Annotated in this window: 15 protein-coding genes; 7 read left to right on the top strand and 8 right to left on the bottom strand. The window is 68.9% G+C overall.

Features of this window, described 5'->3' with window-relative positions; all coding sequences use genetic code 11:
- Positions 1–4: 4 nt before the first annotated feature.
- From gnd to K3U94_RS11100, 3 genes are read right to left on the bottom strand one after another with little or no spacing between them, the layout of a single operon-like run.
- On the bottom strand, positions 5–1453 hold the full coding sequence (gnd, locus tag K3U94_RS11090; protein WP_047317764.1) for an NADP-dependent phosphogluconate dehydrogenase: 1449 nt from the start codon (positions 1451–1453) through the stop codon (positions 5–7).
- 55 nt (positions 1454–1508) lie between these two features.
- The gene (locus K3U94_RS11095; RefSeq protein WP_047317765.1) at positions 1509–2447 is read right to left on the bottom strand and encodes a M56 family metallopeptidase; all 939 of its coding nucleotides are present in this window, start codon (positions 2445–2447) and stop codon (positions 1509–1511) included.
- 14 nt (positions 2448–2461) lie between these two features.
- A complete protein-coding gene (locus K3U94_RS11100) occupies positions 2462–2878 on the bottom strand; it encodes a BlaI/MecI/CopY family transcriptional regulator (protein WP_024442783.1) in 417 nt (138 codons plus the stop codon).
- A gap of 139 nt (positions 2879–3017) precedes the next feature.
- On the opposite strand from K3U94_RS11100, the gene K3U94_RS11105 reads away from it, so the two are divergent.
- Positions 3018–3431, top strand: a complete 414-nt coding sequence (locus K3U94_RS11105; RefSeq protein ID WP_220696503.1) for a PaaI family thioesterase — start codon at positions 3018–3020, stop codon at positions 3429–3431.
- Between the two features lie 4 nt (positions 3432–3435).
- Here K3U94_RS11105 and ndh read toward each other — a convergent pair whose 3' ends face one another.
- Complete coding sequence (gene ndh, locus K3U94_RS11110) at positions 3436–4821, bottom strand: type II NADH:quinone oxidoreductase Ndh (protein WP_220696504.1); 1386 nt, start codon at positions 4819–4821, stop codon at positions 3436–3438.
- 108 nt (positions 4822–4929) lie between these two features.
- Positions 4930–5601: an SDR family oxidoreductase gene (locus tag K3U94_RS11115; protein WP_220696505.1), complete on the bottom strand. Its 672-nt coding sequence runs from the start codon at positions 5599–5601 to the stop codon at positions 4930–4932.
- Between the two features lie 122 nt (positions 5602–5723).
- On the opposite strand from K3U94_RS11115, the gene modA reads away from it, so the two are divergent.
- From modA to K3U94_RS11145, 6 genes are read left to right on the top strand one after another with little or no spacing between them, the layout of a single operon-like run.
- Positions 5724–6479: a molybdate ABC transporter substrate-binding protein gene (modA, locus tag K3U94_RS11120; RefSeq protein ID WP_220696506.1), complete on the top strand. Its 756-nt coding sequence runs from the start codon at positions 5724–5726 to the stop codon at positions 6477–6479.
- A gap of 6 nt (positions 6480–6485) precedes the next feature.
- Positions 6486–7277 carry an ABC transporter permease gene (locus K3U94_RS11125; RefSeq protein ID WP_220696507.1) on the top strand — a complete coding sequence of 264 codons (792 nt, stop codon included), beginning with the start codon at positions 6486–6488 and terminating at the stop codon, positions 7275–7277.
- Positions 7274–8395 carry a sulfate/molybdate ABC transporter ATP-binding protein gene (locus K3U94_RS11130; RefSeq protein WP_220696508.1) on the top strand — a complete coding sequence of 374 codons (1122 nt, stop codon included), beginning with the start codon at positions 7274–7276 and terminating at the stop codon, positions 8393–8395. Before K3U94_RS11125 ends, K3U94_RS11130 begins: the two co-directional genes overlap by 4 nt.
- Before the next feature lie 37 nt (positions 8396–8432).
- On the top strand, positions 8433–9287 hold the full coding sequence (locus K3U94_RS11135; RefSeq protein ID WP_047317772.1) for an alanine and proline-rich secreted protein Apa: 855 nt from the start codon (positions 8433–8435) through the stop codon (positions 9285–9287).
- A 17-nt stretch (positions 9288–9304) separates the two neighbouring features.
- Positions 9305–9598, top strand: coding sequence for a GlsB/YeaQ/YmgE family stress response membrane protein (locus K3U94_RS11140; protein WP_047317773.1), 294 nt, complete (start codon positions 9305–9307; stop codon positions 9596–9598).
- 32 nt (positions 9599–9630) lie between these two features.
- Positions 9631–10659 carry a zinc-binding alcohol dehydrogenase family protein gene (locus K3U94_RS11145; RefSeq protein WP_047317774.1) on the top strand — a complete coding sequence of 343 codons (1029 nt, stop codon included), beginning with the start codon at positions 9631–9633 and terminating at the stop codon, positions 10657–10659.
- A 10-nt stretch (positions 10660–10669) separates the two neighbouring features.
- On the opposite strand, the gene K3U94_RS11150 is transcribed toward K3U94_RS11145, so the two are convergent.
- The 3 genes from K3U94_RS11150 to K3U94_RS11160 form a co-directional block, all read right to left on the bottom strand.
- Positions 10670–11437: a CPBP family intramembrane glutamic endopeptidase gene (locus K3U94_RS11150; RefSeq protein WP_047317775.1), complete on the bottom strand. Its 768-nt coding sequence runs from the start codon at positions 11435–11437 to the stop codon at positions 10670–10672.
- 66 nt (positions 11438–11503) lie between these two features.
- Positions 11504–11914 (bottom strand): MmpS family transport accessory protein, encoded by a 411-nt coding sequence (locus K3U94_RS11155; protein WP_230987545.1) that lies wholly within the window; start codon positions 11912–11914, stop codon positions 11504–11506.
- Between the two features lie 5 nt (positions 11915–11919).
- Positions 11920–14325, bottom strand: coding sequence for a phosphoketolase family protein (locus tag K3U94_RS11160; protein WP_230987546.1), 2406 nt, complete (start codon positions 14323–14325; stop codon positions 11920–11922).
- Positions 14326–14350 lie beyond the last annotated feature (25 nt).

A 14350-nucleotide genomic window follows, 5' to 3' on the forward strand; every position in this document is an offset into this window, starting at 1 on the left:
GCCGCTAGACCGGCACTTCGCTGCGGTCGGCGCTCCACAGGGTGTGGAACTTGCCCTCCGCGTCCACCCGGCCGTAGCTGTGCGCGCCGAAGTAGTCGCGCTGGGCCTGGGTCAGGGCGGCCGGCAGCCGCTCGGTCCGCAGGCCGTCGTAGTAGGCCAGAGCCGAGGAGAAACCGGGGACCGGGATGCCCAGGCTGACCGCCGTGGTCACCACCCGCCGCCAGGAGTCGATGGCAGCCTCGACCGCGCTGCGGAAATACGGCGCGGCGAGCAGGCTCACCAGGTCGGGGTCGGTGTCGAAGGCCTCTTTGATGCGGTTGAGGAACTTCGCGCGGATGATGCAGCCGCCCCGCCAGATCGTCGCCAGGTCTCCCGGGGTGACATGCCAGCCGTATTCGGCGCTGCCGGCCTGAATCTGGTTGAAGCCCTGCGCATAAGCGACGATCTTGGAGGCATACAGCGCCTGGCGGACGTCCTCGGTGAACTGGGCCGCATCCGAGGGGCGTTCGCCGAGGTTTCCCGCCGCCAAGCCCGCGGCGGCGCGACGCTGGGGTACCGAGCCCGACAGCGCCCGGGCGAACACCGCCTCGGCGATCCCGGTGACCGGGACCCCCAGGTCCAGGGCAGACTTCACGGTCCAGCGTCCGGTGCCCTTCTGCTCGGCTTCGTCGACGATGACGTCGACCAGCGGCTGGCCGGTCTTGGCATCGACCTGGCGCAGGACCTCGGCGGTGATCTCGACCAGGTAGCTGTCCAGCTCCCCGCCGTTCCACTCGGTGAACACCTCGGCGATCTGCGGTGCTGAGAGCCCCAGCCCGTCGCGCAGCAGCTGGTAGGCCTCACCGATCAGCTGCATGTCGGAGTACTCGATGCCGTTGTGCACCATCTTCACGAAGTGCCCCGCACCGTCCGGCCCGATGTGGGTGCAGCATGGCACCCCGTCGACGTGCGCCGAGATCTCCTCCAGCAGCGGCCCGAGTGACTCGTAGGACTCTTTGGGGCCACCCGGCATGATCGAGGGCCCGTTCAGGGCGCCCTCCTCGCCGCCCGAGATACCGGCCCCCACGAAGTGCAGGCCGCGGGCGGCCATCGCCTTCTCCCGGCGGATGGTGTCGGTGTAGAGCGCGTTGCCGCCGTCGATGATGATGTCGCCGGGCTCCATCGCGTCGGCGAGTTCGTTGATGACGGCGTCGGTCGGGTCACCGGCCTTGACCATGATCAGCACTCGGCGCGGCTTCTCAAGGGCGGCAAGGAATTCCGGAATCGACTCGCTGCGAACGAAGTTGCCCTCGGAACCGTAGGCGTCGAGCAGCGCGTCGGTTTTCGCGACCGACCTGTTGTGCAGCGCCACGGTGTAGCCGTGGCGGGCGAAGTTGCGCGCGATGTTGGATCCCATGACTGCCAGCCCGGTCACACCGATCTGGGCAGTGCCAACAACGTCCGACGCGCTCATGTATTCGCCTCTCGGTGGTAGGTGCGTGCGATGCCCGGCACGCCGGGCGGGCGGGTTACCCCGCGATCAGTCGGTGCAGCTCGGTCAGCCACGGTACCGCCAGCGCCACCGTGGGCACCGTCAGCACCCCGGCTGCGGCCGAATAGGCAGCGGCCGCCAGCGCCGGACTGTTGCCCCGACCCGACAACCGCTGCACGCGCAGCACCGTGTTGGTGCCGCCGGCCGCCAGCGCGCCGGCGGGGACTTTGGTTGAGGCACAGGTCACCAGGGCTCGCGCCAAGGGAGGGGCGCCGGCAACTCGAACGGCCGCGTCGTCGGCGAGCAGTTCGATCAACAACCGCACCGCATCCAGCGCGCTGGCGCTACGGACGAACCAGGGGAACGCGGTGTGCACCGCCGAGAACGCCTCCAGTACGAGGTCGTGCCGCGCGCGCAGATGGGCCCGCTCATGGCAGAGCAGCGCGGCCAACTCGGTGTCACCGAGTGCGTCCAGCGTGCCCGAACTGACCACCACCCGGCTCCGCACCCCGGGCAGGCAGTAGGCGAGCGGCTGCACAACCTGCAGAATCCGCAGGCCACTGGTGCGCACCGCGGGCGGGCGGTCGGTGACGCCCACCAGGTCGACGAGCATGCGGTGGTGGGCCCGGCGCTGCCGGGTGCGAATCGCGACCCGCAACACCGTCCAGGAGAGGCGCAGCCCGACCATCAGGGTCAGTGCGAAGACCGCGACGTAGAAGGTCCACAGCGGCCAACCCAAGCGGTCCAGGGAGCCGAGGATCGTCGAGGTGGGCCGGCCGTCCGGACCCGGCATCAGCAGGCGGCTCGCGGTGGCCAGGCCCGCGCTGAATGCTGAGAGCACCGCGGCAATCGCGATGGCCTGCCAGAGCACCAGCGCGGCCCGCGGGGCGCGTAGCGGCCACTCGGCGCGCGCCAGCAGGGCGGGAACCGGCCCTACGAGCAACAGCGCGACGATGGAAAAGGCCAGCGCGGACACGCTGTAAGTCTCCCTCAGGACGCAGGTCGGCCGCTACCTGGGAGGCGAATACGGTGCTTGGCCTCCAGTTCGTCCAGCGCACGCCGCAACGCGTCGGCTTCGTCGACGCCGACGCGTTCGACGAAATGCACCAGCGCAGCCCGGCGGTCTCCGGAGTCGGCAGCCTGATCGAGTGCCTCCACCATCAGCCCGGCAACCAACTCGTCGCGGCCCCGGACCGGGGTGTAGCGGTGTGCACGGTCATCGCGAATCTGCGACACCAGGTTCTTCTTGGCCAATCGCTGCAGGACCGTCATCACGGTCGTGTAGGCCAGGTCGCGTTGCGCCGACAGTGCCTCGTGGACTTCGCGCACCGTCTGAGACTCCGGCGACGACCACAGGTGGTCCATCACCGCTCGCTCCAAGTCCCCTAAATGGGTCTGCTTCGCCATGTTCGTCATCAACTCCCCGGGCAACGGAGCAAGCCTACCCTTAATTACTACCGGGCGTCGTATCAGAAGCTGAGGGTCTGCTGCGACCCCGATGTGACGGGACCGGATCGCGCGTGCGGGCATCGTGTAAAACCATCACATGGCTGCCACCGGATTTCCGTCCGACTTCTCCGCGCCCTTCGACTCCGAGATCGGCCTGGTCTACACCGACGTCGGCCCGGACGGCGCGCACGCGAAACTGGAGCTGCAGCCCAAGCTGTGCCAGCCGGCGGGCATCGTGCACGGCGGCGTGTACTGCTCGATCATCGAAAGCGTGGCCAGCGTGTCGGCGTACACCTGGCTCAACCACGAGGGTGGCGACGCGCACGGCACAGTCGTCGGGGTCAACAACAACACCGACTTCCTCCGGGCCGTCTCGTCCGGAACGGTCTACGCCGCGTCCACGCCGATCCATCGCGGGCGGCGCCAGCAGTTGTGGTTGGTGACGATCACCGATTCCGACGAGCGGGTGCTCGCCCGCGGCCAGGTCCGGTTGCAGAACCTGGCGAGTTAGGCCGCTAGCTGACCGCGCGATCGACGCCGCGCTGCGCCTCGGCCGCCAGCATTTCGAGCTGTTCGAGACGGGTCCGGGCAAAGGCCTGTTGTTCGGTGATCGTCAACTGACCCCGTCCGGTGCTCAAGAACGTGAGGTTCCACGACAGCAGCGTGCTTACCTTGTTCTTGAACCCGACCAGGTAGATCAGGTGCAGCACCAACCAGGCCAGCCAGGCGATGAACCCGCTGAACTCCAGCGGCCCGATCTTGCTCACCGCGGAGAACCTGGACACCGTGGCCATCGAGCCCTTGTCCAGGTACTGGAAGGGCTCTCGGTCAGCCGGGTCGGCGCCGCCGAGTTCGGCCTTGATGGTGCTCGCGACGTGCTTGGCTCCCTGGATGGCGCCTTGCGCCATGCCGGGGACACCGTCCACGGCCGCCATGTCGCCGATGACGAAGACGTTCGGGTTCTCCGGCACCGACAGGTCCGGCAGCACCTTGACTCGTCCGGCACGGTCGAGTTCGACCGGAGACTGTTCGGCAAGGTCGCGGCCCAGCGGGCTGGCCGAGACACCGGCGGACCACACCTTGCACTGGGATTCGATTCGCCGGATGGTTCCGTCGGCGTCCTTGACGGTCAGTCCGTTGCGATCGACATCGGTGACCATGGCGCCCAGCTGGATCTCGACGCCCATCTTCAGCAGGCGCTCGGCTGCTTTGCGGCCCAGCTTCTCGCCCATCGGGGGCAGCACGGCCGGGGCGGCGTCGAGCAGGATCACCCGCGCCTGGGTGGAGTCGATGTGGCGGAATGAGCCCTTGAGGGTGTGGTGGGCCAGTTCGGCGATCTGACCGGCCATCTCGACGCCGGTCGGTCCGGCACCCACGACGGTGAACGTCAGCAGCTTCGCGCGCCGTTCGGGGTCGCTGGACCGCTCGGCCTGCTCGAAGGCGCTCAGGATGCGGCCGCGCAGCTCCAGGGCGTCGTCGATGGTCTTCATGCCGGGCGCGAACTCGGCAAACTGGTCATTTCCGAAGTAGGACTGCCCCGCGCCGGCCGCGATGATCAGGCTGTCGAACGGGGTGTCGTAAGTGTGGCCGAGCACCTCGGAGGTGACGAACTTGCCGGCCAGGTCGATGCGTGTGACATCGCCGAGCAGCACCTGGGCGTTGCGCTGCCTGCGCAGCACGACGCGGGTGCACGGCGCGATCTCGCCCTCGGAGAGGATTCCGGTCGCAACCTGGTAGAGCAGGGGCTGGAACAGGTGATGGGTGGTGCGGGCGATCAACTTGACGTCGACGTTGGCCCGCTTGAGCTTCTTGGCCGCTGTCAACCCACCGAACCCCGAGCCGATGATGACGACCTGGTGTCGTCGGCTCTGCTGCGCAGTGACTTCAGGCTGGGCGCTCATGGGAATCCGGTTGCTCCTCGACGGTGACTGCGTTCCCCCAATACGCTAGTCGACCTAAAAGGCGGTCACCGCATCCGCTGGTTGTGGGATTAGCCACTCCCGTCACAGTCAGCTAAAGCAGGCCAGCGCCCCGTGGCCGACGTGCAGCGTCTGGCCGGTGATGTGCCGGGACGCCGGCGAGGTCAAAAACACTGCGAGACGGGCGATTTCAGCGGCCCCGGTGGGCGGCACGTGGGTCAGCCCGTCGTAGCCCGGGCGGGCGCCGTCGCCGGCGGCTACCACATTGACGGTGATCCCGCGGGTGCCGAACGTGGTGGCCTGCCCGGCGGTCCAGTTCGACAATGCGGCCTTGACTGCTGCCTCGGCACCGCCGTCGCGGGGGTTCTCCGGCAGCACCGAGATGATCGAGCCGCCCGAGCGCAGGTGGTCGCCGACGGTCCCGACGGTCAACACTGCCGAGAGCACCGTGGCGTCGAGTGCGCTGCGCCAGGCGTTGGCCTGGTCGGCCAGGGAATAGCCGCGAGGGTCGCCGCCCTGCCAGCGCGGTGCCGGGACATTGACGATGGTGTCGAGGTGGTGCGGAAACAGTCCGCGGGCAGCCAGCATGCTGGCCGGGTCGGTGTTGTCGCAGACAACCGCGTTGGCGTCGAGTTCTTTGGCGGCGACCTCGAGTTCGGGTCCGCGCAAACCGGCGAGCGTCACCTTGTGGCCAGCCTCGCTGAAACCTTCGGCAACGGTGCGACCCAATTCGGTGTCACCACCGGTGACCAGCACATCCATCGGTAGATCCTCCTCGTGTTGCGGGCTATGTTACTGGACGGTAGCCGGTTTGCGGGGATGGGGCGGAACTCGGCACAGACACGATCCGGCCACAGTCCGGGGTGCGCGCTAGGCTGCCAGCCATGGCGCGTACCCAGGCGGTCTGCGGGTTGGTGGGGGTCATGCTGGCGGCGGGACTGACCGGCTGTAGCTCAGAGCCGGCGACGCCGTCGATCACAGTGTTCGCCGCGGCATCGCTGCAGCCGGCGTTCACCGAGATCGCCGAGCAGTTCAAGACCGACAATCCCGGCGTGGCGGTGGCCTTCAACTTCGCCGGATCATCGGACCTGGCCACCCAGCTGACCCAGGGTGCTCGCGCCGACGTCTTCGCCTCGGCCAACACCACCCAGATGGACAAGGTCGTCCAGGCCGGTCTGCTGGACGACGCGGCGGTGCCGTTTGCCACCAACACGCTGGTGATCGTGACGGCACCCGGCAACCCGCACCGGGTGCGGTCCTTCGCCGACCTGGCTGTGCCCGGTCTCGCCGTCGTGGTGTGCCAATCGCCGGTCCCGTGCGGCGCGGCGACCCACAAGGTGGAGCAAGCAACCGGAGTCGCGGTCAAACCGGTCAGCGAGGAGCCTGACGTCACCGACGTCCTCAACAAGGTCACCACCGGCCAGGCCGACGCCGGCGTCGTCTACCGCACCGATGCGCTGCACGCCGGCGACAAGGTGGCCACCATCGAATTCCCCGAGGCCGCCGGCGCGGTCAACACCTACCCGATCGCGCTGCTGCGGGAAGCGCCGTCGCCCGGGCCGGCCCGCGCGTTCGTCGACCTGGTCACCGGCGAGGCGGGGCAGAAGGTGCTGCACGCGGCCGGTTTCGGTAAGCCCTGATCGGCCGTGGTCGGCCGGCCTGATGACTTGCCGGGCTGGGTCTATGTGCCCGCCGCGATCGGCGCTGCGTTCGTGGTGCTGCCGCTGGTGGGGATCGCAGCCAAAGTCGACTGGCCGCACTTCTGGTCGTTGATCAGCAGTCCCTCCGCCACCACGGCGCTGCAACTGAGCGTGCGTACCGCCGCCGCCAGCACCGTGCTGTGTGTATTGCTCGGTGTGCCGATGGCGCTGGTCCTGGCGCGCAGTCAGGCGCGGGTGGTGCGCCTGCTGCGGCCTCTGGTGCTGTTGCCGCTGGTACTGCCACCGGTGGTGGGCGGGATTGCGTTGCTCTATGCGTTCGGCCGGCTCGGGCTGCTGGGACGCTATCTGGACGCCGCCGGAATCCATATCGCGTTCACCACCACCGCGGTGGTGCTGGCGCAGACGTTCGTGTCGCTGCCGTTTCTGGTGATCGCCCTGGAGGGCGCGGCCCGGACCGCAGGTGCCGACTACGAGGTGGTGGCGGCCACACTGGGAGCCGGACCCAGCGCGGTGTGGTGGCGGGTCACGCTGCCGCTGTTGACCCCCGGCCTGATCTCCGGAGCGGTTCTGGCATTCGCGCGCTCCCTCGGCGAATTCGGGGCGACGCTGACCTTCGCCGGCTCCCGCGAGGGCGTCACCCGCACGCTGCCGCTGGCCATCTACCTGCAGCGGGTGTCGGACGCCGACGCCGCGGCCGCGATGTCACTGTTGTTGGTGGCGGTTGCCGCGGTGGTGGTGCTCGTCTTGGGTGCCCGACGGCTGGGCAGCATCGGATGAGCGCTGAAGCCGGCGGACTCACGTTGCGGGCGGTGGTCGCCGAGCGTGGCCTGGACGTGCGGCTGAACGTCGCGCCGGGCGAAGTGCTGGCGGTCCTGGGGCCTAACGGCGCCGGGAAGTCCACATTGCTTCACGTGATAGCCGGCGTGCTGCGGCCCGACGACGGGTTGGTGCGGGCGGGGGATCGGGTGCTGACCGACACCCGATCCGGCGTGCAGGTCGCCACCTGTGACCGCCGGGTGGGTCTGCTGCTGCAAGATCCGCTGCTGTTCCCGCACCTGAGTGTGGCGGCCAATGTGGCGTTCGGGGCGCATCGCCGGCGGCGTCGCTGGGACCTGCGCCGAATGCATGCTCGAGCCGTCGCGGAGCCGTGGCTGCGGGCGGTCGACGCCGAAGGGCTGGCCGAGCGCCGGCCGCGGCGGCTCTCCGGCGGACAGGCCCAGCGGGTCGCTATCGCGCGCGCCCTGGCCGCCGAACCGGAGGTGCTGTTACTCGACGAGCCGCTGGCCGGGCTCGACGTCGGCGCGGCGTCCGCCGTGCGCACGGTGCTGCGCGACGTGCTCAGTGCCGCCGGTCGCACCACCGTGCTGGTCACCCACGATCTGCTCGACGTATTTGCGCTGGCGGATCGGGTGCTGGTCCTGGAATCCGGTCAGGTCGCCGAAATCGGCCGCACCGCAGATGTATTGGCCGCACCACGGAGTCGTTTCGGAGCGCAGATCGCGGGGCTCAATCTGGTCGCCGGCGTGCTTGATGCTGCCGGCGTGCTGCGCACCGGGTGGGGGGACCAGTGGCACGGCATCGCCGACGAGGGCTTGGAACCGGGCCAGCCGGCGGTCGCGGTCAGCACACCGCAGGCGGTGGCGGTCTACCGGGAGCGACCGCGGCCGGGCAGCAGTCCCCGCAATCTCGTCGAGGTGGTCGTGGCCGAGCTCGATGTCCGCGGCAGCACGGTGGCGGTGCGCGGTGTGGACCAGCCGGACGGGGCGCCCGGACTGGCCGCAGACATCACCGCAGACGCGGCGGCGGAGCTGCGCCTGGCGCCGGGGGAGACGGTGTGGTTCGGGGCCAAAGCCCAGGAAGTCACGCTGCGCGCGACACACCCCGGCACGGCGTAACTTGCGTACCGATGGCAACACGGTAGGTTTTTCTGCCATGAAGCAGGTGGACCTGACCTCAAGGGGCATTCGAGCGATGGCCGCGACCGCGGTCGCCGGCGCGTTGGCATTCGCCGTTGCGGCGCCGGTGTACGCGGACCCGGTGCCACCACCGCCGCCCGCGCCGCCGGCCAGCGCCGACGCTCCGCCGCCCGACGCGAACGCCCCGGCTCCGGCCGGCGAGCCCGTCGCACCCGAGGTGGGCCGTGTCGATGACGTCGCCGGCGGGTTCAGCTTCGTGCTGCCGGCCGGCTGGGTGCAGTCCGACACCAGTCACCTCGAATACGGTTCGTCACTGTTGAGCAAGAAGACCGGTGAGCCGATGCTGCCGGGACAACCGGCACCGGTGGCCAACGACACCAGGATCGTGCTCGGCAAGCTCGACCAGCGGCTCTACGCCAGCGCCGAGACCGACAACGCCAAGGCCGCCACGCGCCTCGGATCCGACATGGGCGAATTCTTCATGCCCTACCCCGGAACCCGTGCCAACCAGGTGAACGCTCCCCTCAACGGGGGCGGCCTGACCGGTAGCGCGTCGTACTACGAGGTCAAGTTCACCGACCCGGCCAAGCCGGTCGGCCAGATCTGGAGCGGCGTGATCGGCGTGCCGCCGGCCAGCGGGACTGGTCCGCAGACCGAGCGTTGGTTCGTGGTGTGGCTGGGCACCGCCAACAACCCGGTGGACACCGGCGCGGCCATCGCGCTCGCCGAATCCATCAGGCCGTTGGGGCCACCCCCCGCTGAAGCGGCACCCGCGCCGGCACCGGGCATTCCGGGAATCCCGGCGCCCGCCCCGGCGCCGGCACCTGCACCGGCGCCCGCCCCTGCTCCGGCCCCGGCACCCGCCGCGTAACCCCGCTGATCACGCCCATGGCCGGAAGCTATCTCGCCGCTGCACTGTCCACCCCGACGTCGGTCAGCTGGCTGGCGTACATACTGATCGGCGGCATCGCCGGCTGGTTGGCGAACCGCATCATGAAGCGCGGCGGCTCGGGCATCCTGCTCAACATCGTGATCGGTGTGATCGGCGGGTTCATTGGCGGCATGCTGCTCGGCTGGTTCGGTGTCGACGTCGAGCACGGCCGCAGATGGTTCACCTTCTTCGTCTCCCTGGGCGGGGCTATCGTCCTGCTGTGGGTCGTCGGCCTGATTCGCCGAAGGTAGCCACAGCGCCCCAGAACGCGCACCATAGGTCTATGGCGTCGCAGGTGGCCGGTGTGTCGATGTCGGGATGGCGCGTCCAACGGCCCGGCCCGATAGCCAGCCGACCACTTGAGCGGGTCAGCACCGCGGTGCCGCGACCCCAGCCGTCGGAACTGCTGCTGGCCGTGCATGCCTGCGGCGTGTGCCGTACCGACCTGCACGTCGCCGAAGGTGACCTTCCGGTGCACCGGCCCGGTGTGATCCCCGGCCACGAGGTGGTCGGTGAAGTGGTCGAGGTCGGCGCCGACGCCGGTGACGACTTCGCGGTGGGCGACCGGGTCGGAATCGCCTGGTTACGGCACACCTGCGGCTCGTGCCGTTACTGCCGACGAGGTGACGAGAACCTGTGCCCGCAGTCGCGCTACACCGGCTGGGATGACGACGGCGGCTATGCCGAATTCGCCACGGTCCCGGCGGCTTTCGCCCACCACCTGCCCAGTGGCTACAGCGACACCGAATTGGCGCCCCTGCTGTGCGCGGGCATCATCGGCTACCGCTCGTTGCAGCGCGCGGAGCTGCCGCCGGGTGGGCGGCTGGGGATCTACGGCTTCGGGGGCAGCGCGCACATCACCGCGCAGGTCGCGCTCGCCCGCGGTGCCGAGGTACACGTGATGACCCGCGGCGAACGGGCACGGGAACTGGCGCTGGAGCTGGGCGTCGCCTCGGCCCAGGGCGCCGCCGATCCGCCACCGGTGCCGCTGGACTCCGCGATCCTGTTCGCTCCGGTCGGCGAGCTGGTGTTGCCCGCTTGTCAGGCACTGGACGCCGGCGGCACACTGGCGATTGCCGGCATCCATCTCAGCGACATCCCACCGCTGAACTACCAGCGTCACCTGTTCCGTGAGCGCCAGATCCGGTCGGTCACGTCCAACACGCGCGCCGATGCCCGCGCCTTTCTCGACTTCGCCGCGGCGCACCACATCGACGTGACCACGCCGGTGTACTCGCTGGGTGACGCCGACCGGGCCTTGGCGGATCTGGGTGCGGGCCGTATTGCAGGTGCAGCCGTGCTGCTGGTGTGAGCCGGGCCGCTCAGGCAGACACCTGCCACACCAGCGCGGCGGCCAGCGCGCCGACGCCGTTGAGTGACCAGTGCAGCGCGATGGGCGCGATCAGGCTGCCGCTGCGTCGCCGCAACCAGCTGAACACGAAGCCCGCCGCTCCGGTGGCCAGCACCGCGAGCGTCACACCGGCCAGCATGCCGAAGAACCCGCCCCCGAATACTCGGGTGAAACCGACATTGCTGCTGGTCAGACCGAGGGACGTGGCGACATGCCACAGTCCGAACAGCAGGGAGCCAGCCGCGGCCACCCCCCGAAACCCCCAGGCCCGGTGCAGCGCGCCGTGCAGCGCCCCGCGGAACGCCAACTCCTCGGGGATGACCGTCTGCAGCGGGATGACGACCATCGATGCCACCAGCGCACCGGACACCGTGGCGTAGTGGTTGTTCAAGAACATCGGCCGCGTCGCGGGCAACAGCACGCCGATCGCGATGACCGACACCACGACCAACACCGCGGCCAGCGCGTAGCCGAACCCGGCTTTCCAGTGCGCGCGGCCGAGGCCGAGCTCGCTCCAGCTCAGCCCGTTATAGCGGACCAGGGCGATCAAGCCGATAGCGGTGGCCGGGACGGTGGCGACCGCGGCCCACGGGGTGGTGAAGTGTGCGATCAAGTTGGCGAGCGCCAGCACCACCACGACGACGGCGACGTCGACGAAGGCGCGGAAGTGGTTCAGCGCCGAGAGTTGCGACACCAACGGGTGCCGCCCCCAGGGCACCGCGAACTCGTGACCAGACATTGTCGCGAATTCTACCCGCGGCGACGAGCAGACGCCTCGCCTCGTTTCGGGCCGCCTACCGCCGGCTTACCTGGGGCCGTGGGTCTCGCACAGCACCCGCGCCGGGTCGCCGGTGGCGGTGTTCTGGCTGACCACCTTGCCGTTGACGGTGACCGTGCAGGTCAAGGCGCCGGGACCCGCGCTCTGAGCGCTCAGTGAGTAGGACGCCGGGCTCGCCGCGTTCGTCATCGAACCGGTCAGCTGAATGGACCACGGCAGCGGGGCGTTGGTGGCGTGCGCCTGACCGTTCTGGCCTTGGTAGGTGATGTAACTGGCGACCCCGGTGCCGGTGAGGTCGTAGCGGACCGGCACTTTGGTGAGGTCCGGCGTAGCGCCAGCCGACCCGGCACCGGCGACGGTGGCCGACGCGACAAGGGCGCCGAGCAGCAACGACATCGCCTTGCGGGGCATCCGGACCGGTGAGGGGTGAGCAGTCATGGCCGTCACCTTATCTCGCCCCCGTTGCGGTCTGCGCCCGATCGCCAGGTCCAGTTGGTGATCCGGGGATCGTCCTCCCCGTGCTCGCGGGTGTAGAGCCGCGCGGCCAGTCGGGCATCGACCATCCGTTGGCGCAGCACCGCGTGGCGACCGCCCAGTCGCGGCACCCGGTCGATCACGTCCATCACCAGGTGGAACCGATCCAGGTCGTTGAGCATCACCATGTCGAACGGCGTCGTCGTGGTGCCGCGTTCGCGGTAACCGCGCACATGCATCTGGTCGTGGTTGGCCCGCGAGTAGGTGAGCCGGTGGATCAGCCAGGGGTAGCCGTGATAGGCGAAGATCACTGGCTTGTCGCGGGTGAACAGCGCGTCGAATTCGTTGTCCGGCAACCCGTGCGGATGTTCGGTGGCCGGTTGCAGGCGCATGATGTCCACGACGTTCACCACGCGCACGCCGAGGTCGGGAAGTTCGTCGCGCAGAATGTCGGCGGCGGCCAGTGTTTCCAGCGTCGGAATATCCCCCGCGCAGGCGAGCACCACGTCCGGCTCACCGCTGGTGGTGCCGGCCCAGTCCCAGATTCCCAGGCCACGGGTGCAGTGCGCCACCGCCGCGGGCATGTCCAGATAGGCCAGAGCCGGCTGCTTTCCGGCAACGATCACGTTGACGTAATTGCGGCTACGCAGGCAATGATCGGCTACCGACAGCAGCGTGTTGCCATCCGGCGGCAGGTAGACCCGCACTACCTCCGGCCGCTTGTTGGCCACCAGATCGATGAACCCCGGATCCTGGTGCGAGGCCCCGTTGTGGTCTTGACGCCAGACATGGGAGGTCAGCAGATAGTTCAGCGAGGCGATCGGCCGTCGCCACGGGAGTTCGCGGCTGACGGCCAGCCATTTGGCGTGCTGGTTGAACATCGAGTCGACGATGTGCACGAATGCTTCGTAGCAGTTGAACAGCCCGTGCCGGCCGGTCAGCAGATAGCCCTCCAGCCAGCCCTGGCACAGGTGTTCGGACAGCACTTCGAGGACCCGGCCGTCGGGGGCCAGGTGATCGTCACCGGGGACGGTCTGCGACAACCAGACCCGGTCGGTCTTCTCGAAGACCGCCGAGAGCCGGTTGGAGGCGGTCTCGTCGGGACCCATCACCCGGAACCGGTCACGGTTGCGATCGATGACATCGCGCAGGAACGTGCCGAGTACCCGAGTGGCCTCGTGCATTTCGGTGCCGGGCCGGGTCACCGGCACCGCATAGTCGCGGAAATCAGGCAGGTCCAGATCGCGGAGCAACAGTCCGCCGTTGGCATGCGGGTTGGCGCTCATTCGGCGCTCGCCGCTGGGAGCCAACGCCGACAGTTCCGGGCGCAGCCGGCCGCAGGAGTCGAACAGTTCCGCCGGGCGGTAGCTGCGTAACCATTCTTCCAATTGACGGCGGTGCTCGGGGTCGGTGCGGGTCTGCGCGAGCGGCACTTGATGGGCGCGCCAGGTCCCCTCCACCTGTACGCCGTCCACCACTGACGGGCCGGTCCAGCCCTTGGGGGTGCGCAGCACGATCATCGGCCACACCGGCCGCATCGTCGAGCCGTCGGTCCGTGCGGCTCGCCGGATCGCCGCGATGTCGTCGAACGCGTCATCGAGGGCGGCCGCGAGCAGCTGGTGGACGACGGCGGGATCGTCGCCGGCGACGGTGATCGGCCGGTAACCGTAACCGCGCAGCAGCGACTCCAGTTCCGTCTGCGGAATACGTGCCAGCACAGTGGGATTGGCGATCTTGTAGCCGTTGAGATGCAGGATAGGTAGGACCGCGCCGTCCACGGCGGGGTTGAGGAACTTGTTCGAGTGCCAGCTTGCCGCCAGTGGTCCGGTCTCGGCCTCGCCGTCCCCGATGACGCATGCGACCACGAGTTCCGGGTTGTCGAAGGCCGCACCGAAGGCGTGCACCAGTGCGTAACCGAGCTCGCCGCCCTCATGGATGGAGCCCGGCGTTTCGGCTGCCACGTGGCTGGGGATCCCGCCGGGAAAAGAGAACTGCCGGAACAACTTCCGCAGCCCATCGGCGTTCTCGCCGATGCCCGTGTACACCTCGCTGTAGGTGCCCTCGAGATAAGCGTTGGCTACCAGTGCCGGGCCTCCGTGGCCGGGTCCGGTGACGAAGATGACGTCCGCATCGCGCTCGCGGATGATCCGGTTCAGGTGCAGGTAGAGCAGGTTCAGTCCCGGCGTGGTGCCCCAGTGCCCCAGCAGTCGTGGTTTGACGTGCTCGGCCCGTAACGGTTCGGCCAGCAGCGGGTTGTCCAGCAGATAGATCTGACCTACGGAGAGGTAATTGGCGGCCCGCCAGTAGGCATCGAGGCGGGCCAGTTCATCGTCGGAGAGTGTGGGCGTTGACGGAGTCGCGTTGGCTGCACTCACCTTTGCCATTGTCACGCCCAACTCC

It is taken from the genome of Mycolicibacter heraklionensis (genome assembly GCF_019645815.1).
GTDB lineage: Bacteria > Actinomycetota > Actinomycetes > Mycobacteriales > Mycobacteriaceae > Mycobacterium > Mycobacterium heraklionense.

What these genes read in the sequence shown, in the direction of transcription:
- gnd (WP_047317764.1), bottom strand. Translation starts at nt 1,453, where the DNA reads ATGAGCGCGTCGGACGTTGTTGGCACTGCCCAGATCGGTGTGACCGGG.
- K3U94_RS11100 (WP_024442783.1), bottom strand. Translation starts at nt 2,878, where the DNA reads ATGGCGAAGCAGACCCATTTAGGGGACTTGGAGCGAGCGGTGATGGAC.
- K3U94_RS11105 (WP_220696503.1), top strand. Translation starts at nt 3,018, where the DNA reads ATGGCTGCCACCGGATTTCCGTCCGACTTCTCCGCGCCCTTCGACTCC.
- ndh (WP_220696504.1), bottom strand. Translation starts at nt 4,821, where the DNA reads ATGAGCGCCCAGCCTGAAGTCACTGCGCAGCAGAGCCGACGACACCAG.
- K3U94_RS11115 (WP_220696505.1), bottom strand. Translation starts at nt 5,601, where the DNA reads ATGGATGTGCTGGTCACCGGTGGTGACACCGAATTGGGTCGCACCGTT.
- modA (WP_220696506.1), top strand. Translation starts at nt 5,724, where the DNA reads ATGGCGCGTACCCAGGCGGTCTGCGGGTTGGTGGGGGTCATGCTGGCG.
- K3U94_RS11130 (WP_220696508.1), top strand. Translation starts at nt 7,274, where the DNA reads ATGAGCGCTGAAGCCGGCGGACTCACGTTGCGGGCGGTGGTCGCCGAG.
- K3U94_RS11135 (WP_047317772.1), top strand. Translation starts at nt 8,433, where the DNA reads ATGAAGCAGGTGGACCTGACCTCAAGGGGCATTCGAGCGATGGCCGCG.
- K3U94_RS11140 (WP_047317773.1), top strand. Translation starts at nt 9,305, where the DNA reads ATGGCCGGAAGCTATCTCGCCGCTGCACTGTCCACCCCGACGTCGGTC.
- K3U94_RS11145 (WP_047317774.1), top strand. Translation starts at nt 9,631, where the DNA reads ATGGCGTCGCAGGTGGCCGGTGTGTCGATGTCGGGATGGCGCGTCCAA.
- K3U94_RS11150 (WP_047317775.1), bottom strand. Translation starts at nt 11,437, where the DNA reads ATGTCTGGTCACGAGTTCGCGGTGCCCTGGGGGCGGCACCCGTTGGTG.
- K3U94_RS11155 (WP_230987545.1), bottom strand. Translation starts at nt 11,914, where the DNA reads ATGACTGCTCACCCCTCACCGGTCCGGATGCCCCGCAAGGCGATGTCG.